General features: G+C 66.6%; 19 protein-coding genes. All 19 read right to left on the bottom strand.

Features of this window, described 5'->3' with window-relative positions:
- Positions 1-2: 2 nt before the first annotated feature.
- Entirely contained in the window at positions 3-2,420 is a 2,418-nt protein-coding gene (locus A5782_RS21430) for an NADH-quinone oxidoreductase subunit G (protein ID WP_067104100.1), read from the bottom strand.
- A gap of 59 nt (positions 2,421-2,479) precedes the next feature.
- Positions 2,480-3,820, bottom strand: coding sequence for an NADH-quinone oxidoreductase subunit NuoF (nuoF, locus tag A5782_RS21425; RefSeq protein WP_067104099.1), 1,341 nt, complete (start codon positions 3,818-3,820; stop codon positions 2,480-2,482).
- Positions 3,820-4,575, bottom strand: a complete 756-nt coding sequence (gene nuoE, locus A5782_RS21420; RefSeq protein ID WP_067104098.1) for an NADH-quinone oxidoreductase subunit NuoE — start codon at positions 4,573-4,575, stop codon at positions 3,820-3,822. The genes nuoF and nuoE overlap by 1 nt, the downstream gene beginning before the upstream one ends.
- Positions 4,572-5,897 (bottom strand): NADH dehydrogenase (quinone) subunit D, encoded by a 1,326-nt coding sequence (nuoD, locus tag A5782_RS21415; protein ID WP_067104097.1) that lies wholly within the window; start codon positions 5,895-5,897, stop codon positions 4,572-4,574. Before nuoD ends, nuoE begins: the two co-directional genes overlap by 4 nt.
- Complete coding sequence (locus tag A5782_RS21410; RefSeq protein WP_067104096.1) at positions 5,897-6,604, bottom strand: NADH-quinone oxidoreductase subunit C; 708 nt, start codon at positions 6,602-6,604, stop codon at positions 5,897-5,899. The genes nuoD and A5782_RS21410 overlap by 1 nt, the downstream gene beginning before the upstream one ends.
- Positions 6,601-7,155 carry an NADH-quinone oxidoreductase subunit B family protein gene (locus tag A5782_RS21405; protein WP_007772881.1) on the bottom strand — a complete coding sequence of 185 codons (555 nt, stop codon included), beginning with the start codon at positions 7,153-7,155 and terminating at the stop codon, positions 6,601-6,603. The genes A5782_RS21410 and A5782_RS21405 overlap by 4 nt, the downstream gene beginning before the upstream one ends.
- A gap of 8 nt (positions 7,156-7,163) precedes the next feature.
- Positions 7,164-7,541 (bottom strand): NADH-quinone oxidoreductase subunit A, encoded by a 378-nt coding sequence (locus A5782_RS21400; protein WP_067104161.1) that lies wholly within the window; start codon positions 7,539-7,541, stop codon positions 7,164-7,166.
- 440 nt (positions 7,542-7,981) lie between these two features.
- Entirely contained in the window at positions 7,982-8,383 is a 402-nt protein-coding gene (locus A5782_RS21395; RefSeq protein WP_067104095.1) for a hypothetical protein, read from the bottom strand.
- Between the two features lie 54 nt (positions 8,384-8,437).
- Positions 8,438-8,974, bottom strand: coding sequence for a YceI family protein (locus tag A5782_RS21390; protein WP_067104160.1), 537 nt, complete (start codon positions 8,972-8,974; stop codon positions 8,438-8,440).
- Between the two features lie 27 nt (positions 8,975-9,001).
- The gene (locus A5782_RS21385) at positions 9,002-9,409 is read right to left on the bottom strand and encodes a nuclear transport factor 2 family protein (RefSeq protein ID WP_067104094.1); all 408 of its coding nucleotides are present in this window, start codon (positions 9,407-9,409) and stop codon (positions 9,002-9,004) included.
- Positions 9,410-9,434: 25 nt separating this feature from the next.
- Positions 9,435-9,773 (bottom strand): DUF6285 domain-containing protein, encoded by a 339-nt coding sequence (locus A5782_RS21380; RefSeq protein ID WP_067104093.1) that lies wholly within the window; start codon positions 9,771-9,773, stop codon positions 9,435-9,437.
- Entirely contained in the window at positions 9,770-10,819 is a 1,050-nt protein-coding gene (locus A5782_RS21375; RefSeq protein WP_067104092.1) for a phosphotransferase family protein, read from the bottom strand. The genes A5782_RS21380 and A5782_RS21375 overlap by 4 nt, the downstream gene beginning before the upstream one ends.
- Positions 10,819-12,057: an acyl-CoA dehydrogenase family protein gene (locus A5782_RS21370; protein ID WP_067104091.1), complete on the bottom strand. Its 1,239-nt coding sequence runs from the start codon at positions 12,055-12,057 to the stop codon at positions 10,819-10,821. Before A5782_RS21370 ends, A5782_RS21375 begins: the two co-directional genes overlap by 1 nt.
- Before the next feature lie 8 nt (positions 12,058-12,065).
- Positions 12,066-12,710 carry a TetR/AcrR family transcriptional regulator gene (locus tag A5782_RS21365; protein WP_067104090.1) on the bottom strand — a complete coding sequence of 215 codons (645 nt, stop codon included), beginning with the start codon at positions 12,708-12,710 and terminating at the stop codon, positions 12,066-12,068.
- 14 nt (positions 12,711-12,724) lie between these two features.
- The gene (locus A5782_RS21360; protein WP_067104089.1) at positions 12,725-13,636 is read right to left on the bottom strand and encodes a hydroxymethylglutaryl-CoA lyase; all 912 of its coding nucleotides are present in this window, start codon (positions 13,634-13,636) and stop codon (positions 12,725-12,727) included.
- Complete coding sequence (locus A5782_RS21355) at positions 13,633-14,847, bottom strand: CaiB/BaiF CoA-transferase family protein (RefSeq protein WP_067104088.1); 1,215 nt, start codon at positions 14,845-14,847, stop codon at positions 13,633-13,635. The genes A5782_RS21360 and A5782_RS21355 overlap by 4 nt, the downstream gene beginning before the upstream one ends.
- 48 nt (positions 14,848-14,895) lie before the next feature.
- Positions 14,896-16,077 (bottom strand): S9 family peptidase, encoded by a 1,182-nt coding sequence (locus A5782_RS21350; protein ID WP_067104087.1) that lies wholly within the window; start codon positions 16,075-16,077, stop codon positions 14,896-14,898.
- Positions 16,078-16,079: 2 nt separating this feature from the next.
- Positions 16,080-17,174, bottom strand: a complete 1,095-nt coding sequence (locus tag A5782_RS21345; protein WP_067104086.1) for a homogentisate 1,2-dioxygenase — start codon at positions 17,172-17,174, stop codon at positions 16,080-16,082.
- 129 nt (positions 17,175-17,303) lie between these two features.
- On the bottom strand, positions 17,304-18,275 hold the full coding sequence (locus tag A5782_RS21340; protein WP_067104085.1) for an NADPH:quinone oxidoreductase family protein: 972 nt from the start codon (positions 18,273-18,275) through the stop codon (positions 17,304-17,306).
- Between the last annotated feature and the right edge of the window lie 5 nt (positions 18,276-18,280).

Raw genomic sequence — 18,280 nt, 5'->3', positions numbered from 1 at the left:
TGTCATTCGCCGGCTCCGATCTTGACTGTGCTGCCGGGGGATACGCCGAGTTTTCGGTGTACCGCCGAACCGGGCGAATGCATCGGAAGCCACACCACCCGGTCGGGCATGTCGGTGATCATCAGCGGCAGGCTGATGGATCCGTGCGACGTGCTGACCGTGACCGCGTCGCCGTCTGCGGCGCCGATTTCGGCGGCCGTATCGGCGGACAACCGGGCGAAGGGTTTGCGCGCGGTTCCCGCCAGATGTGGCTCACCGTCTTGCATTCGGCCGTTGTCCAGCAACATCCGCCAGCCGGCCAATACCGCCTCTCCCGCGGCGGGCTGGGCGGGCTCCGGAGCCGCGACGTCGGGGTTCGCGGCACGCTTGCCGTCCCAGTGCCGCAGCGCGGCCAGTTCTTCGCGGGCCGTCTCGAGGCTGGACATTCCCAGATACACGCCCAACTCGTCGGCCAGCGTATCGAGCACCTGATGGTCGGATTGGCTGGCGTGCTGTGCGGTGCCGCGCAGCGCCGCTTCAAACGGCCGCAAGCGGCCCTCCCAGTTGACGAAGGCACCGGCCTTCTGTGTCGTCGGCGCGACCGGGAACACGACATCGGCGCGTTCGGTGACCGCGCTGTGGCGTAACTCCAAGCTGACCACGAAGCCGACGCCGTCCAGCGCCGCCAGCACCGCTTCCGGATCGGTGAAGTCGTCGGGCTCGACACCGCCTACCAGCAGTGCACCCAGCGTGCCGTCGGTGGCGGCGGCCAGGATTGCGTCGGCGTCACGCCCACTGCCGGAGGGTAATTCGGACACGTTCCACGCCTGGGCGACCTGCGCCCGGGCGGTCTCGTCGTCGACCGGGCGGCCACCGGGCAACAGCCCCGGCAGGGCGCCGGCCTCCAGCGCGCCCCGCTCGCCGGCACGTCGCGGCACCCAGGCCACACGTGCACCGGTGGCGTCGGCAAGCCGGGCCGCGGCGGACAATCCGCCCGGTACCGTGGCCAACCGCTCGCCGACCATGATGACCGCGCCCGGGGTGGAGAGCAGATCACCCACCTCGCCGGTGGCCAACCCGTCCAGCGCCGAAGCTTCGGCGCCGGGAACGGTTTTGATCAGCCGCCCGGACATCTTGGTCAGCGCGCGGGTGGCGAACGGCGCGATCGCGTAGACCGGCAACCCGTTTTTGCGGGCCGCCTTGCGCAACCGCAGGAACACGATGGGCGACTCGTCTTCGGGCTCGAATCCGGCCAGGACGACTACCGGCGCCGATTCCAGATCGGCGTAGCTGACGGTGATCGGTTTGCCGGCGACCCGGGCGGCGAGGAAGTCGGCCTCCTCGGCAGAACTCGGGCGGGCTCGGAAGTCGATGTCGTTGGTGTCCAAGACGATCCGCGCAAACTTGGAGTAGGCGTAGGCGTCCTCCAGGGTCACCCTGCCTCCGACCAGCACACCCGTGCGGCCACGCGCCGCCTCGAGGCCCTTCGTCGCGATGGCGATCGCGTGCGACCACGAGGCCGGTTGCAGTGCGCCGTCGGCGTCGCGGATCAGGGGAGTGGTCAGCACATCGGTCTGGGTTGCGTAGGTGAACGCCCACCGGCCCTTGTCGCAGTTCCACTCCTCGTTGACCTCGGGATCGTCGCCGGCCAGTCGGCGCAACACCTTGCCGCGGCGGTGGTCGGTGCGCTGCGCGCACCCGGAAGCGCAGTGCTCGCAAACGCTGGGACTGGAAACCAGGTCGAACGGGCGGGCCCGGAACCGATATGAGGTTCCGGTCAGTGCGCCCACCGGGCAGATTTGCACGGTGTTGCCCGAGAAGTAGGAGTCGAACGGTTCGTTGGCGTAGATGCCGACCTGCTGCAGGGCGCCTCGCTCCTGCATGTCGATGAAGGGGTCGCCGGCGATCTGCTCAGAGAACCGCGTGCAGCGCGCACACAGAATGCAACGCTCCCGGTCCAACAGGACCTGCGAAGAGATGTTGATCGGCTTGGCGAAGGTGCGTTTGACGTCGGTGAAGCGAGAATCGGCGCGGCCGTTGGACATTGCCTGGTTCTGCAGCGGGCATTCGCCGCCCTTGTCACACATCGGGCAGTCCAGCGGGTGGTTGATGAGCAGCAGTTCCATCACGCCGTGCTGGGCCTTGTCGGCGGCCTCCGACGTGAGCTGGGTGCGCACCACCATGTCGTCGGTGGCGGCCGTGGTGCACGAGGCCATCGGCTTGCGCTGGCCTTCGACCTCGACCAGACACTGCCGGCACGCACCGACCGGTTCGAGCAGCGGGTGGTCACAGAACCGCGGGATCTGAATGCCCATCAACTCGGCCGCCCGGATCACCAGAGTTCCCTTGGGAACGCTGATCTCGTTGCCGTCGATGGTCAGCGTCACCATGTCCGGCGGACGAACCTCGTCGCCGGTTTCGGTTTTGGCCGCACTAGTCATGAGCGCCGCTCCTCCTCATCGCTTCGCTCTGCATCGTCACCGGCGCGGTCATGGGGGCGTCAAGCCTTTCCGTTCGCGCTCAGCATGGAGTCTCGTGGATCGAAGGGACATCCACCGCCCTCGACGTGCGCGATGTACTCGTCGCGGAAGAACTTGATCGATGACATCACCGGGCTGGCGGCACCATCGCCCAAGGCGCAGAACGACTTTCCGAGGATGGTGTCGGAGATGTCCAGCAGTTTCTCAATGTCCTCGCCGGTGCCCTTACCTGTTTCCAGCCGCTCGTAGATCTGGTCCAGCCAGAAAGTGCCCTCGCGGCACGGCGTGCATTTTCCGCAGGACTCGTGCTTGTAGAAGTACGTCCAGCGCCGCACGGCACGCACGACGCAGGTGGTCTCGTCGAAGATCTCCAATGCCTTGGTGCCCAGCATCGAGCCGACGCCGCCGACGCCCTCGTAGTCCAGCGGCACGTCGAGATGCTCGTCGGTCAGCAGCGGGGTCGACGAGCCGCCGGGTGTCCAGAACTTGAGTCGGTGCCCGGCGCGCACGCCGCCGGCGTAGGCGAGCAACTCCCGCAACGTTATTCCCAGCGGGGCCTCGTACTGGCCCGGGCGGGCGACGTGGCCGGACAGCGAATACAGCGTGAAGCCCGGGGATTTCTCGCTGCCCATCGAGCGGAACCAGTCCACGCCGTTGCCGATGATCGACGGCACGCTCGCGATGGTCTCGACGTTGTTGATCACCGTGGGGCAGCCGTACAGCCCGGACACGGCGGGGAAGGGCGGGCGCAATCGCGGTTGACCGCGGCGGCCTTCCAGCGAATCGAGCAGCGCGGTTTCTTCACCGCAGATGTAGGCGCCGGCACCGGCGTGTACCACGAGCTCGAGGTCGAAGCCCGAGCCGTTGATGTCGCGGCCCAGGTAGCCGGCGGCGTAGGCCTCGGCCACCGCATTCTGCAGGCGGCGCAGGACCGGCAGCACCTCCCCGCGCACGTAGATGAACGCGTGGCTGGCCCGGATTGCGTATGCGGCGATGATGACGCCCTCGACGAGGACGTGCGGTGTCGCCAGCATCAGCGGAATGTCTTTGCATGTCCCGGGTTCCGACTCGTCGGCGTTGACCACCAGGTAATGCGGTTTGGCGGCCGCGCCGGTGTCGCCCTGCGGGATGAACGACCACTTCGTCCCGGTCGAGAAGCCCGCACCACCGCGACCGCGCAGGCCGGAGTCCTTCACCATCCCGATCACTTCGTCGGGCTCCATCGCCAGCGCCTTCTTCATCGCCTCGTAGCCGCCGTGGCGGTGATAGGTGTCGAGGGTCCAGGACTCGGGATCGTCCCAGAATCGGCTGATCACCGGAGTCAGCGGCGTCGCCTGTGAGGTGTCAGAAGTTGTTGTCATTACTGGCCTTCCGGCGCGCTGGGCGCCTGCATGCCGTGTTCCCTGGCTACCTTCAGGCCGGCCAGGGTGGCGGCGCCGGCGCCACCCTGCCCCTGGTCGGGACGCTCGTCGGGCAGGCCGGCCAGGATGCGCGACGTGTCGCGGAAGACGCACAGCGGGGCGCCGCGAGTGGGTGGCTGGGGCTCGCCGGAACGCAGCGAGTCGACGAGTTCGCGCGCCGACTCGGGCGTCTGGTTGTCGAAGAACTCCCAGTTGACCATCACCACCGGTGCGTAATCGCAGGCGGCGTTGCATTCGATGTGTTGCAGGGTGACCGACCCGTCTTCGGTGGTCTCGTCGTTGCCGACGCCCAGATGCTCCTGCAGGGCGTCGAAGATGGCATCGCCACCCATGATGGCGCACAACGTGTTTGTGCAGACACCCACCAGATAGTCGCCGGTGGGACCGCGGCGATACATGGTGTAGAAGCTCGCCACCGCGGACACCTCGGCCCCGCTGAGTCCCAGCTGCTCACCGCAGAACTCCAGCCCCGCCGGTGTCAGGTAGGAATCCTGCGCTTGCACCAAATGCAGCAGCGGCAACAGCGCCGAGCGCTTGTTGGGGTAGCGGCCGACGATCTCTTTGGCGTCGACCTCCAGCCGGGCCCGCACCTCGGGTGGATACGTCGTGGGCGCGCCCTCGACGACGAAAGCGTTGGGCTCGTCGGGTGGAGGGCCGAGCCGGATGAAGACCGGCTGTCCCTGCGGCCCGGTCACCGGTCCACCCCGCCCATGACCGGGTCGATGCTGGCGACCGCGGTGATCAGGTCGGCGACCATTCCGCCTTCGCACATCGCCGCCACAGCCTGCAGGTTGGTGAATGAGGGGTCTCGATAGTGCACCCGGTAGGGGCGGGTACCGCCGTCGCTGACCATGTGCACGCCCAGCTCACCGCGCGGCGATTCGACCGCGGTGTAAACCTGGCCGGCCGGAACCCGGATGCCCTCGGTGACCAGTTTGAAGTGGTGAATCAACGCTTCCATCGAGCCGCCCATGATCTTGGCGATGTGTTCCGGGGAGTTACCCATGCCGTCGGGGCCCACCTTCAAGTCGGCCGGCCAGGCGATCTTGCGGTCCTCAACCATGATCGGCCCCGGCTTCAGCTTGTCCAGACACTGCTCGACGATCTTGATCGACTCCCACATCTCGTTGACGCGAATCATGTAGCGCCCGTAAGCATCACACGTGTCTTCGGTGATCACGTCGAATTCGTAGTTTTCGTATCCGCAGTATGGTTCGCTCTTGCGCAGATCGTGGGGCAACCCGGTGGCACGCAGGATGGGTCCGGTGATGCCCAATGCGATGCACCCGGTCAGATCCAGGTAACCGACGTCGCAGGTGCGGGCCTTCCAGATGGCGTTCTCGTTGAGCAGACCGCTCATTTCGCGCAGCACTTGCCTGAGTCCCTTGAGACCTTCGACGATCTCGGTCTCCACGTTGGGTGGTAAGTCCTGCGCCACACCCCCAGGGCGAACGTAGGCGCTGTTCATCCGCAAGCCGGTGATGGATTCGAACAGGGTCAGCACGATCTCGCGTCCCCGGAACCCGACGAACATCGGGGTCATGGCGCCCAGTTCCATGCCACCGGTGGCCAAGGCCACCAGATGCGACGAAATCCGGTTGAGCTCCATCATCATCACCCGGATGACGTTGACCCGCTCCGGTATCTGATCGGTGATGCCGAGCAGCTTCTCAACGCCCAGGCAGTACGCCGTCTCGTTGAAAAACGGTGCGAGGTAGTCCATCCGGGTCACGAACGTGACACCCTGGGTCCAGTAGCGGTATTCGAGATTCTTTTCGATGCCGGTGTGCAAATACCCGATGCCGCAACGGGCGTCGGTGACCGTCTCGCCCTCGATCTCCAGGATCAGCCGCAGCACCCCGTGCGTGGACGGATGCTGGGGCCCCATGTTGACGATGATGCGTTCGCCGGGGTCTGCGCCGCGGGCGGCTTCGACGACCTTGTCCCAGTCCTGGCCGCCGGCGACCACGAAGGTCTCGCCGGCGCCGTCGTGCGTCGATTCAGTGGTGGTGCTCATCAGTTGTACGCTCTCCGCTCGTCGGGCGGGGGTATCTGTGCGCCTTTGTATTCGACGGGGATCCCGCCGAGGGGATAGTCCTTGCGCTGGGGATGCCCGTGCCAGTCGTCGGGCATTTCGATGCGGGTCAGCGACGGGTGCCCGTCGAAAATGATGCCGAAGAAGTCGTAGGTCTCCCGCTCGTGCCAGTCGGTGGTCGGATAAATCCGGAACAGCGAGGGGATATGTGGATCACCGTCGGGCGCAGACACTTCCAGCCGGACGCGGCGATTGTGCGTGATCGACTGCAACGGGTACACCGCGTGCAGTTCGCGGTCCGTCTCGTGGGGGTAGTGCACCCCGCTGACGCCCAGGCACATTTCGAAGCGCAGCTGCGGGTCGTCACGCAGCCGATGAGCGACCTGCTCCAGCGCGTCACGGCGGACGTGCAGGGTCAGTTCGTCTCGGTACACCACGACTTTCTCGATGGCGTCGGTGAATTCGACGTTGTCCTTGTTCAAAACCGCGGCGAGGCGGTCGACCACCTCGTCGAAATAACCGCCGTAGGGCCGCGGGCTGCTGCCCGGAAGCAGGACTTCGCGCACCAGCCGTCCGTAACCGGACGTGTCGCCGGAGCCCTTGGCGCCGAACATGCCGCGGCGCACGTCGATTACTTCCTCGTCGGCGCGGCTCAATGCTTCTTTGGGGTCTTGGTCCGGTGAACTCATCGCAGCAGTCCGCGCATCTCGATCGTGGGCCGGGCCGACAGCGCCGCCTGCTCGGCTTCGGCGATGGCGGTTTCCCGGTTGACGCCCAGCGGCATCTCCTGAATCTTCTCGTGCAGCTTCAGGATTGCGTACAGCAGCATCTCCGGCCGTGGTGGGCAGCCGGGCAGGTAGATGTCCACGGGAACCACGTGATCGACGCCCTGCACCACCGCGTAGTTGTTGAACATTCCGCCGGATGACGCGCATACCCCCATGGCCAGCACCCATTTCGGTTCGGCCATCTGGTCATAGATCTGTCGCAACACCGGAGCCATCTTCTGGCTGACCCGCCCGGCGACGATCATCAGATCGGCCTGCCGGGGGGTTGCCGAGAAGCGCTCCATGCCGAAGCGCGCGATGTCGAATCTTGGCCCGGCGGTTGCCATCATCTCGATGGCGCAGCAGGCCAACCCGAACGTCGCCGGCCACAGCGAGTTCTTGCGGACGTAGCCCGCGACCTTCTCGACTGTTGACAGCAGAATCCCACCGGGTAGCTGTTCCTCAAGACCCACGTCTTACCTCAATCCCACGTCAGGCCGCCGCGGCGCCACACATAGGCGTAGGCCACGAAAACCGTCAGCATGAACACCACCATCTCGACCAGAGCGAACGTGCCCAGCGCGTCGTAGCTGACCGCCCACGGATACAAGAACACGATTTCGATGTCGAAGACGATAAAAAGCATTGCTGTTAGGTAATACTTCACCGGAAAGCGCTGCCCGGCCGTCGCACGCGGGCCGCTCACCGATGTCTCGGTGGGTTCGATTCCACACTCGTAGGCCGCCATCTTCGACTTGTTGAACCGTGACGGCCCGGCCAGGCTCGCGATGGCCACCGAGCCCACGGCGAAGGCAGCGGCAATGGCACCTAGCACCAGGATGGGTATGTAGACGTTCAACTCGCTCCATGATCCGTCGTACGAGCCGCCTGCAGCGGCCAGGCGGTAACCGGGCTGCTGTGACGAACCGGGTCGCACGCCCGTCACAGTGATTTACAACATAGCGTCGCGGTGTGCGGCGCGCTTGCCCGGGGTGGGCGTTTTGCAGTATCGGCGGCGCCATGTCGCGCTGGGCTGCGCAAACTCGATAGCCGGTGAAACCAAGGGCTCGCCGCCAACGCGATCCATCGCGCCCGCGGTTAGGGGAGCACCAGCAAAGCTGCGGCTGCGCGGCTCGCTGTGGCGCTGAAGATCAGCGGGTTGCCAGGGCGGATAGGCCCGTCATCAGCAACGCCGCGACGGCCCTCGGTCACCTCAGCGGCGGATGCCAAAGTGTCAGGACTGCCGCATTCGACGGGCCCGGGAAACAAAGCCGCGGCAAAGGTGTGGCCCGGATGGAGTCAGCGAACCGGGGCTCGCAGCAGATTGAGCACGGTGCGCCCCAGCAGGATGGGGTCGATGGGATGCGGGACGGCGCCCTCGGCGCGCGACCAGGAAGCCAACCACGCGTCGTCGGGCCGCCCGGTCAGTACGACCAGGGGTGGGCACGTCTCGAGTTCGTCTTTGAGCTGCTTTGCGATTCCCATGCCGCCGGTCGGGGTGGCCTCACCGTCCAGGATGGCCAAGTCGATGCCGCCCTTGTCCATCGTCGCCACCACCATGGGCCCGGTCGCCACCTCGACATAGCTCAACTCGGGCAGATCGGGATGGAGCTGCTTGCCCAGCGCCCGCATCACCCGTTCGCGGGTTTGGACGTTGCTGCTGTAGACGAGGATCCGCAGGGCGACGGTGGAGTCGGACACGGTGCAGATGCTACTGGTGTCGCACCGGGTTTAGCGGGGCGCCCGCAGAAATCCTTATTGCGATACCCGCACGAAGATGACGTCCGCCGCGGCCGTTACCGACGAGCTCATCATGCCGAGCCGGTTCCAACCCAGGTCGAACCGGCCCCGATCAAGCTTGGCTTCGCCGGTGATTCGGATCGAGCCGTCCTCGAGCTCGGAGATCGTGACGGGCAGCGGCACCTCCGCGGTGACGCCTTTGATGGTGATGTTGGCGCGAAGGTCGGCGGCCTTGCCTTTCGTCGGGTGCACCGCCGTGACGACGACGCTGATCTCCGCGAAGCGGTCGACGTCGAAGAAGTCGGGCGAACGCAGGTGTTTGTCGCGGCGGCCGATGCCGGTGTCCAGCGAGGCGGCCCGGATGTCGACGCGACCGAAAACCGCTCCCGTGCCGGTCAGTTGGCCGTCGCCGGTGAAGTCGGTGAAGCGGCCCTTGACGTTGAGCAGGCCCCACATGTTCCTGATCTTGAAAGTGATGGTCGAACGATCCGGGGCCAGGTTCCATACGCCGGCCATGTCAGGATCGTGAAGCAGTGTCTCCAATGTCGTCATGGTCACCCCCAATGTGTCGTGGCGAATCTAGCGGTTGTTCATCAACGGCGCGATCCCGGCGGGGTCGAAATATTCGTCGATGCGCTCGATCAGGCCGTCGGTGCCCACTCTGATCACGATGCAGACCCGCAGCGAGATCGACTGCCCGGCATGCCCGGTGGCGTGCAGGATGTGCTGCTGAACGAAGCCCCGGGCGGATCCGTCATCGAAGAGTTGCCGGTCCAGGATTTCGTAGCGGCGCTGCGTGGTCGCGCCGATGAACCAATCGATGACCCGCATGGCGCGGGTCTTGTCGTCGTCGCGTCGCGAGCCGACACGCCACACCGCGATGTCGTTGCTCCACATCGCATCAACCGCGGCGATATCGCTGCGCTCGATCGCCGTGAACAGGCGGTTGGCCACGTCGATGACCGGTTCGGTGCCGGGAGCGGGCATGTCTGGCTCCTGTCTGATCCTCGAGCTATTCGCTGTCGTATCCGGGGTGGGCGACGGCCAATCGGCGTCGCACCAGGGTGCGCAGGCAGGCGGTGACCTCGTCCGTCCGCCCGTCCATCTCGCCGGCCCGTATCGCGGCGGCCAGCTGCTCCTCGTCGGCGAAGCCCACGCCTGCCAGCGCCGCGCGGGCTTCCGCGTCGCTTTCGTCGAGCAGTTCGCGCTCGACGATGCGCAATGCGTTAGCCGCGACCCGGGCGTGGAAGTTGACCTGTCCCTCGGTCGCCCCGCGCACCTCGTTGTCCAAGAATTCGGCGACCGCGGCCACGAGTTCGGCGGCCAGCGGGCGGCCGTATGCGCCTATCATCGGCGCGGCCCCGATCGCCCGCTTCCTCCTCGCGTCGCCGCGCGGCGCACATCATCACCGGGCGCCTCGAGCAGGTTGAGCAGGTCCCATTCGGTTTCACAGACGCGACGGCCGATAGCGGCCAACTCGACCGAGCGGTGTTGTCCGCTCAGATGCCGTTCGGCCTGGAAGCGGCAGATGACGCCCCAGCGCAAGGTGGCCAGCACCAGCCACCAGTGAAACGCCACTCGGTCGACGGTGGTCGCGCTGGCCTGCTCGTAGGCTCGCAGGAAGCTTTCGATGCTGCCCAGGCCGCCGGCACCGAGGCTGGCCGGGGCGCCGAATCGCCAGGCCCGGATGCAGAACCAGGCCAGGTCTTCGTACGCCTGCCCGACGTGCACCAGCTCCCAGTCCAGCACCGCGGCAAGGTTGGATCCGTCGACGATGAGGTTGCCCATCCGAAAGTCGCCGTGCACCAACACCACCGGCGACGGTTGGGGACGGTGCGCGGCCAGCCAGCGGAATCCCCATTCGAAGGTCGCGGTGGTGTCGCCCATGTCGTCGAGGCGTTGACGCCATTGCGCGAGTTGGTCCTCATGGGTCAGGTCCGGAACGTCTGTCTCGGCGCGGTGAATGGCGGCCACCGCTTGCGCGCACTGCTGCAGCAATTGCGCGCGGGCCGCGTGTCCGTCGACGGCGTCGAGCTGACGCTGGATGCGCCGCACGATCGTCTCGCCCTTGATCTCGTCGCAGATCAGAAACGGATTGCCCAGTGTGGCAGGCGAATTATCAGCGATCAGCACGTGGGGGACCGGTGCGCCGGCGGCCGCCGCGGCGGCCTGCGTCCTGGCTTCGAGTTCCATGCCGGCATGTACATCGTCGGGTGGGCCGGTGCGCAAGATCAGCGCACGTCGCCGTGCATTGGTGACGGCCTCGAACGCCCAGGTGGTTCTGCTGGCGCCACCGGTCAGCGCGTGCAGGTTCTCGATCCCGGTGTCGGCGCCGAGCGCCGACGTGAGCAGCGCGGCCAACTTATCGCCCAGTTCTGCCGACTCGACGCTGTCCATCACTTGTTACCGAATTTGAACAGCCGCTGCGCCACCCGGCGAATCTGGATTTCCTCGGCGCCCTCGGTGATCCGGTAGCGACGGTGGTGGCGGTAGATGTGTTCGAATGGCTCGTGGCGGCTGTAGCCGAGACCGCCGAAGATCTGCATGGCGCGGTCGGCGGCATCGCACACCAGCCGGTTGGCGCGGTAATTCGCCATGGACACCTTGTCCGAGACCTCCATGTGGTGGTCGCGGTCCAGATGCCAGGCGGCGTAGGCCACCAGCAGCCGCACCATCTGCGCTTCGGTCGCCAACTCGGCCAACGGCCACTGGACGGCCTGGTTGACCGACAGCGGCTTGCCGAAAACCCTCCGGGTGCCGGCGTATTCGGCGGCACGATCGATGCAGTACTGCGCCGCGCCAAGGCTGCTGGCGGCTTGCCGAATTCGATTCTCGTGCAGGAAGGTTTGCGCAACTTCCAGGCCACGATCCACCTCGCCGAGCACCGCATCGGCCGGCACTCGAACATCGGTCAGCTCCACCTCGCCGTGGTCGGTGGGCATGTTGAACGTCCACCAGTAATAGGGAACGTTGAACCCGGGTGCATCGGTCGGCACCAGGAACGCCGTGATGCCGCGGGCGCCGCCGGGTTCACCGGAGGTGCGTGCGAAGACCAGGTCGTGGGTCGCGCGGTGCACGCCGGTGTTGAACCGCTTGGAGCCGTTGATCACCCAGCTGTCGCCGTCGCGTTCGGCGTACGTCTCCATCCAGGTGGCGTCGGAACCGTGCTTCGGTTCGGTCAACCCGAACGCCATGGAACGTTCCCCGGTAATCAGCGCTTCCGACCATGCCCGGCGCTGCTCGTGGGTGCCGAAGCGCTCCATCATGATCACCTGCGGGAAGTTCCCGACGATCGACGACTCATTCTGTAGGTCGTTGTGCAGGCCAAGGCCCTTGTGCGCCAAGTGTTCCCGTATGACGGCCATGTCGACGTTGCTGCCGTCGCGCCCACCCAGTGCGGCCGGTAGGCCGTAGCGCAGCCAGCCGGCCTTGTCGGCTCGTCGGCGCATCTCGGCAAGCAGGTCCTCCCACTCGCGCGTCGGGATCCCATCGTTGTCCCAGTCGGTGCGCGCATGCTCGCGGCGCTGGTCGAAGTACTGCATGTTCTCGCGTTCCAGCGGCTTGATCTCGGCCTCGATGAACTCATCCATCTCGGCGAGCAGGCCCGGAAGGTGCTCTGGCAGGGTGAAATCCACGTCTTCTCCTACGCTCCGGTTACGCCGCCGTACAGGGTTTTCTTCCAGACCGTCGACAAGGTCGCAATGGCATCTTCGTCGCTGATGTTCACACCGAGGCCTGCTGGCCCGGAGGGCCCGACGAACACGGTGGTGAAGTTCTCGAACAGCAACGCGATGGCCGCCGCGGTGTGCTGAGGGTGCAGCTCGGTGCCGTAACCCTGCTCCTGGGCGCGACGCACCGAAGCCGCCACGAGATCCATTCCGAACCGCCGGAATTCGTTCTGCACGGCGGCGAACCGCTGTTGGGTGGCGGCCAGCTGGGCCACGGCGATCATGATGCCGATGTTCTGCTTGAACATGTTCCAGTAGCCGGTGACCACCGAGGTGAAGAAGGCATCGTCATCCGGGGAGTCCGGCAGGTGAACGCTTAGACCTGACGGCGTCACCACCTCGTGCAGGAACGATTCCGCGAGGGCCGCCAGTAGGTCTTCCTTGTCGGCGAAGTATCGGTAGAACACCGCCGGCGATTTTCCCGCGGCCGACGTGATGTCGGCCAGCGTCGTGCCGTGAAAGCCTCGTTCGGCGAACAGTTTTCGCGCCGCCTGCTCAATGGCCTGCCTGGTCTGGCGGCCCTTGGCGGTCAGCTCGCGTCCGGCGTCCGGGGCGGACATCAGTTCCCCCGCACTTAATGTCTCCGTCGGTCGCCGGCGCGTAACAGGGCGCTCGGCAGCTCGTGGCCCACAACGGACTTCGCGACAGTTGCTGCCGCGATCGCGGCCTGCAGATCGACGTCGACGTCGATGCCGCTGTCGCGCAGCAGATACACCAGGTCCTCGGTGGCGATGTTGCCGGTGGCGCCCGGCGCGAAGGGGCAGCCGCCGAGACCGCCGACGGAGGCGTCCAGCCGGGTCACCCCGGCGCTGACCGCGGCGTAGGCGCTGGCCAGCCCGGAGCCGCGGGTGTTGTGGAAATGTCCGCCCAGCGGCAGGTCACCGATCACCGGAAGCAGTTGCGCGATCAGTGAACTCACGCGGCCCGGGGTGGTGGTGCCGATGGTGTCGGCGATCGACAGGCGGTCGGCGCCGCGGTCGCGGGCGGCCGTCGCGATCTCGAGCACCCGCTGGGGCGGGGTGGGACCTTCGAACGGTGAGTCCCAGGCGGTGGCGACCACCACTTCGACGGTGACGTCGGCGTCGTGGGCGACGGCGACGATCTCGTCGATCTGGTCAGTGGCCTGCGCGCTGGTGCGCCCGACGTTGGCCCTGCTGAACGCATCGTCGGCCGCCACCACGTACTCGATGGAGCGCAGCCCCGCCGCGACGGCCCGCTTGGCCCCGTTGGGGCTGGCCACCAGCGCCGAGAACTCGATGTCGGGGTAGTCGTGCAAGTGGGCGGCCAGTTCGGCGGCATCGGCCATCGACGGCACCTTCGACGGGGAGACGAACGCGGTGACCTCTACCTCGCGGACCCCGGTCGCCGCCACCGCGGCGAGCAGTTCCAGCTTGGCCGACAACGGGATTGGCGACTCGATCTGCAGGCCGTCACGCAGGGACACCTCACGGATGTCGACCCTCATGGGAAAATCGACGCGTGTCATAGCACCTCCTCGGCGCGCAGCTTCTCGAGTTCCTCGGCCGTCTTGCCCAGCAACCCGATGTAGACGTCGTCATTGTGCTGGCCCGGGTGCGCGGGGCCGGCGTTGCGTAGCCGGCCCGGCGATTCCGAGAGCAGCGGCACGATGCCCGGCCCCAGCACATTGCGCTTCAGCCGCTCGTCGTAGTGCTCGACCAGCATGTCGCGGGCGCGCAGCTGCGGGTCGTTCACGACCTCGGCGACCGTGTTGATCGGCCCGGCGATCACCCCTGCGGCGGACAGGGTTTCGATGATGTCACCGGGCTGGCGCTCTGCCGCCCAAACGCCGATGATGTTGTCGAGTTCGTCCTGGTTGCGGCCGCGCGCCACGTGTGTGGCGAACCGGTCGTCGGTGGCCAGCTCCGGTCGGCCCATCGCCTTGCACAACCGGGCGAAGACGGTGTCCTGGTTGGCGGCGATCACCACCCACGAGCCGTCGGCGCTGCGGTAGATGTTGGAGGGCGCGATGCCGTCGAGCCGGGTGCCCGACGGTCCGCGCACCACCCCGCCGGCGTCATAGTCGGGGATGGTGGACTCCTGAACGGCCAAACATGATTCGGTCAGCGCGACGTCGACCACCTGGCCGCGCCCGGTGACGCTGCGTCGATATAGCGCAGCCAGCGCGCCCTGGGCGCCGAACATGCCGGCCAGGCTGTCACCGAGCGAGAGCGCCAGTCGGGGCGGCGGGCCGCCCGGGAATCCGTTGAGGTGTCGCAGTCCGCTGGCCGCCTCGGCGACCGAGGCGTAGCCCGCTTTGGTGGCGTCGGGTCCGGTCTGCCCGTAGCCGGATACCCGGACCAGGATGATGCCCGGATTGCGTTCGCTGAGTACGTCGTAGCCCAGGTCCCACTTTTCCAGGGTGCCCGGACGGAAGTTCTCCACCACGATGTCGGATTTCTCGACGAGGTCGCAGAACAGGTCACGCCCGCGGGGGTGGCGCAGGTCGAGGGTGATCGCCCTTTTGTTGCGTGCGTGCACCGTCCAGAAGACGTGCTGCCCGTCGAGTTCGGCTTGGCCCCAGGTGCGCAGCGGGTCCGGGGCTTTGGGCAGTTCCACCTTGATGACGTCGGCGCCCATGTCTCCGAGCAACCGGCCGGCGAAGGGGCCGGCGATCAGTGTGCCCAGCTCGAGCACCCGAATGCCGTCCAGCGGTCCCGCCGGTGTCACCGGTGTCATGCGCCGCTCCTCCTCATCGCTTCGCTCTGCATCGTCGCCGGCGGCTGCTCACCCATCGCTTGCGAAATCGTGCCGCACCAGCCAGTCTGTGACGATGTTGACGGCGGCCCGCAGCGCGTCGCGCTGGTCGGGACCCGCGTAATAGTGTGTGGCGCCGGGGATTTCGTGCATCTCCTTGTCATCGTGTCCGATCGCCTGGAAAAGCCGGCGGGTATGGCTGGGCGTGCAGGCGTCGTCCGCCAGGTTACCGATCACCAGCGCCGGGATCGCGATGTCGGGCCCGCAGGCTACCGCGTCACCGCGGGCGTCGTCGTAGCTCCACTGCGACAGCCAGCCGCGCAAGGTGGAGAACCGGGCCAGCCCGACGGGGCTCATGTTCACCACCTGAGGATCCCCCAGGTAGCAGGTGCCCGGGGCGCGTTCGTTGGGATCGACGGCCGGATCCAGCCAGCGCGGGTCGGCCATGGTGCCGTGCACAACGAAGCCGAACTCGTCATCAGGCCGCCCGGCGGCTGCCAATTCGGCCAGCTTGTCCCTGACCCAGGCGGTGATGCGGCGGTTGCGGTCGATCTGGGCCTGCCGGTAGCGGTCCAGGAATTCTTGGCTGTAGGGCGGTTGATTGGGGTTGTCGGGGTTGTACAGGTCCAGCTCGGGGTCGCGCTTGGTGGGGTCGGATTCGTCGAGGATCGACGCGTCCAGCCATTCGGTCAGCGTGCCGTGCCGGCTGATGTGCGCGGCGAGCAGCATGATGCCGTCGGCGGCGGGCAGGTCGAGTTTGGTGAGGTCGGGGCCGTCGCCGGTCGGGCTGGACGTGATGGTCGGGTTTTGCGCCTGCTGCTGGTAGAACACCGACAGTGAACCGCCGCCACTCCACCCGGCCAGCACCACCTTCTGGTAGCCCAGGCGCTTCTTGGCGTCCTTGATGCACTCGCCGAGATCCTCGACCACCTTTTCCATCAGCAGGGCCGAGTCGGTGCCGCGGAAGCGGCTGTTGCAGTAGATGACGTGGTGGCCGGCGCGGGCCAGTGCGCCCGTCATCGGCAAGTAGGCGCCGCCGCCGATGGGGTGCATGAACACCAGCACGGTGTCCGACGGCCGGTCCTTCGGCTTGAGCAGGTAGCTCTCCAGCACGGTGATCTCGGCCAGCCCGCCGTAAACGTCGCGTACCCCGGAATTGTTCTGGAAGGCAACGAGATAGGGGATTCGTTCGTATTCATGGCGGTTCGTCATGGTCAGTGTTGTCCTAGGTCGTGGGCCAGTACCTCGGCCGACGGGGTCAGCCGCCGGCGGGTGTCGATGGCGATCACCTGCCAGTCGACGCGTGAGTAGTCGTCGAATTTGCGGCGCGCGCGTTCCCGGGCCTTCTCGGGCGCGCCGTGATGAATGCCTTGGGGCGCATGAGAAATCAAACCGGGTGGCATCGGAATGCCGTACAGCGAGCCGCCGTGGAAGAAGGCGATCTCGTCATAGTCGACGTTGCGGTGATACCACGGTGTGCGTTCGGTGCCCGGAATCCCTTCGGCGGGCTTGGGTAGGAAGTTCATCACGTAGACGCCGGTGGCCTGCATGAACAGGTGCACCGTCGGGGGCAGGTGGACACTGTCGGAGGTAACCACGTTGTAGTCGGCGATGTTGAACGTGAACGCGAAGTTGTCCCCGCGCCAGCCTTCGACGTCAAGCGGATTATGTTGGTAGAACAGCGTTGTCGGGCCGCCCTCATGGATGAGTCGGACCTCGAATTCGCCGTCGGCCTCGTCCTCGCCGGCCGGCGCCGGCTCAGGGATGATGACCTGTGACGGGTCGAATGGGAAGTGCCGGCCCAGCGCGCCAGGCGGCGGCACCCGAAATTCGTCGGTGGCCTCGATCATCAGCATCGTCGTCGCGCTGTCGGGCAGCTGGCGCCACGTGCATGCTTTCGGGATGTACAGCCAGTCGCCCTCCCGATAGCGCAGCGGCCCGAATTCGGTCTCGGCCAGACCGCCGCCCTCGTGGACGAAGCACAGCAGGTCCCCGTCGACGTGGCGGACGAAGAACGGCATCGGTTCGTGTCGGCGGCTCAACAGAATTCGGCAGTCGTCGTTGTTGAACATCAGCAGCGGCACCCCGTCGGCCTCGGCGGCATCGCTGGGCTTGAGCTCGCTGGACAGCACGTCGATGGGCCGCAGCGGGCCGACCGACCGGTAGGCGGTGGGATCGTGGCGCCGGTAGAGATTGGCGGTGCGGCCGGTGAATCCGCCCCGGCCCAACTCGTCGTCCTTGAGGCCTTCGAGGTCGGCGTGCAGGCGGCGCGGTGTTCGGCCCTTCCGCAGGTGCACAAAAGATTCCATGGGACGGCTCCTCCGAGGGGGGACCAGGTGGCTGGCGATCACGATTACAAAACTGAAAGTGACATTACTTTCTCTTTTTGGTCCACACAAGGCCGGTCCACACGTTCGGTGATGGGCGTTGCGCAGCGCCTAACCGCGGACGCGCAGTACGACCTTTCCCTTGGCGCTGCGGTTCTCCAGAGAGGCGACGGCGGTCGCGACTTGCTCCAGCGGGTAGGTCACCGGCTGGGGCGGGGTCAGTTCCCCGGAGGTGAGCAATCGTTCGAGTCCGGCCCACTGCTCGTCCAGCGCGCCCGGATGCGTCCCCGCCCAAGCGCCCCAGCCCACACCGACCACGTCAACGTTGTTGAGCAACAAGCGGTTTACCTTGACGGTGGGAATCTCACCGCCGGTGAACCCGACGACCAGCAGCCGCCCGCCGGGGGTCAGCGAGCGCAGGGAATCGGTAAACCGGTCGCCGCCGACCGGGTCGACGACGATGTCGACACCACGTCCGTGGGTCAACTCCTTCACCGCGTCCTTGAAACCGTCGGCCAGCACCACATCCGTAGCGCCGGACGCCGTGGCGATATCGGCCTTGTCCTGCGTGCTGACCACGGCGATGGTGCGCGAGGCGCCCAGCGCCGGTGCCAGCCGCAGCGCCGAGGTTCCGATGCCCCCGGCGGCGCCGTGCACCAGAACCGTCTCGCCGCGCTGCAGCCGACCCCGAACGGTCAGGGCGAAGTACACCGTCAGGTCGTTGAATAACAGGCCGGCGCCTGCCTCGAAGCTCACATTGTCGGGCAGCTTGAACACCCGGTCGGGGGCCAACACCGCGACCTCGGCCATGCCGCCGGACAGCATCGTGAGCCCGACGACCCGGTCGCCGGCACTCACGTGCGCGCCCTCGGGTGCGGACCGGACCACGCCGGCGATCTCGGCGCCGAGCACGAACGGCAAATCCGGGCGGTACTGGTAGAGGCCCCGGGTGAGCAAGGCGTCCGGGAAGGCCACCCCGGCGGCGTGCACGTCGACGACGACCCCGTCGCCCGAGGGTTCGTCGATGTCGGTCAATTCGACCGCGTCTGGACCATCGAGCCGAGTCACCTGTACCGCGCGCATGCCAC

The sequence above is a fragment of the Mycobacterium sp. 852002-40037_SCH5390672 genome, assembly GCF_001665875.1.
Lineage (GTDB): Bacteria > Actinomycetota > Actinomycetes > Mycobacteriales > Mycobacteriaceae > Mycobacterium.
Note: the sequence above shows the minus strand (reverse complement) of the source record. Positions and strands in the feature narration are given on the sequence as shown.

Excerpts from the sequence above, each read along its gene's own strand:
- A5782_RS21360 (WP_067104089.1), bottom strand. The coding sequence starts at position 13,636 with ATGACACGCGTCGATTTTCCCATGAGGGTCGACATCCGTGAGGTGTCC.
- A5782_RS21340 (WP_067104085.1), bottom strand. The coding sequence starts at position 18,275 with ATGCGCGCGGTACAGGTGACTCGGCTCGATGGTCCAGACGCGGTCGAA.
- A5782_RS21375 (WP_067104092.1), bottom strand. The coding sequence starts at position 10,819 with ATGGACAGCGTCGAGTCGGCAGAACTGGGCGATAAGTTGGCCGCGCTG.
- A5782_RS21385 (WP_067104094.1), bottom strand. The coding sequence starts at position 9,409 with ATGCCCGCTCCCGGCACCGAACCGGTCATCGACGTGGCCAACCGCCTG.
- nuoF (WP_067104099.1), bottom strand. The coding sequence starts at position 3,820 with ATGACAACAACTTCTGACACCTCACAGGCGACGCCGCTGACTCCGGTG.
- A5782_RS21355 (WP_067104088.1), bottom strand. The coding sequence starts at position 14,847 with ATGACACCGGTGACACCGGCGGGACCGCTGGACGGCATTCGGGTGCTC.
- A5782_RS21380 (WP_067104093.1), bottom strand. The coding sequence starts at position 9,773 with ATGATAGGCGCATACGGCCGCCCGCTGGCCGCCGAACTCGTGGCCGCG.
- A5782_RS21430 (WP_067104100.1), bottom strand. The coding sequence starts at position 2,420 with ATGACTAGTGCGGCCAAAACCGAAACCGGCGACGAGGTTCGTCCGCCG.
- A5782_RS21345 (WP_067104086.1), bottom strand. The coding sequence starts at position 17,174 with ATGGAATCTTTTGTGCACCTGCGGAAGGGCCGAACACCGCGCCGCCTG.
- A5782_RS21365 (WP_067104090.1), bottom strand. The coding sequence starts at position 12,710 with ATGTCCGCCCCGGACGCCGGACGCGAGCTGACCGCCAAGGGCCGCCAG.
- A5782_RS21350 (WP_067104087.1), bottom strand. The coding sequence starts at position 16,077 with ATGACGAACCGCCATGAATACGAACGAATCCCCTATCTCGTTGCCTTC.
- A5782_RS21390 (WP_067104160.1), bottom strand. The coding sequence starts at position 8,974 with ATGACGACATTGGAGACACTGCTTCACGATCCTGACATGGCCGGCGTA.
- A5782_RS21410 (WP_067104096.1), bottom strand. The coding sequence starts at position 6,604 with ATGAGTTCACCGGACCAAGACCCCAAAGAAGCATTGAGCCGCGCCGAC.
- nuoD (WP_067104097.1), bottom strand. The coding sequence starts at position 5,897 with ATGAGCACCACCACTGAATCGACGCACGACGGCGCCGGCGAGACCTTC.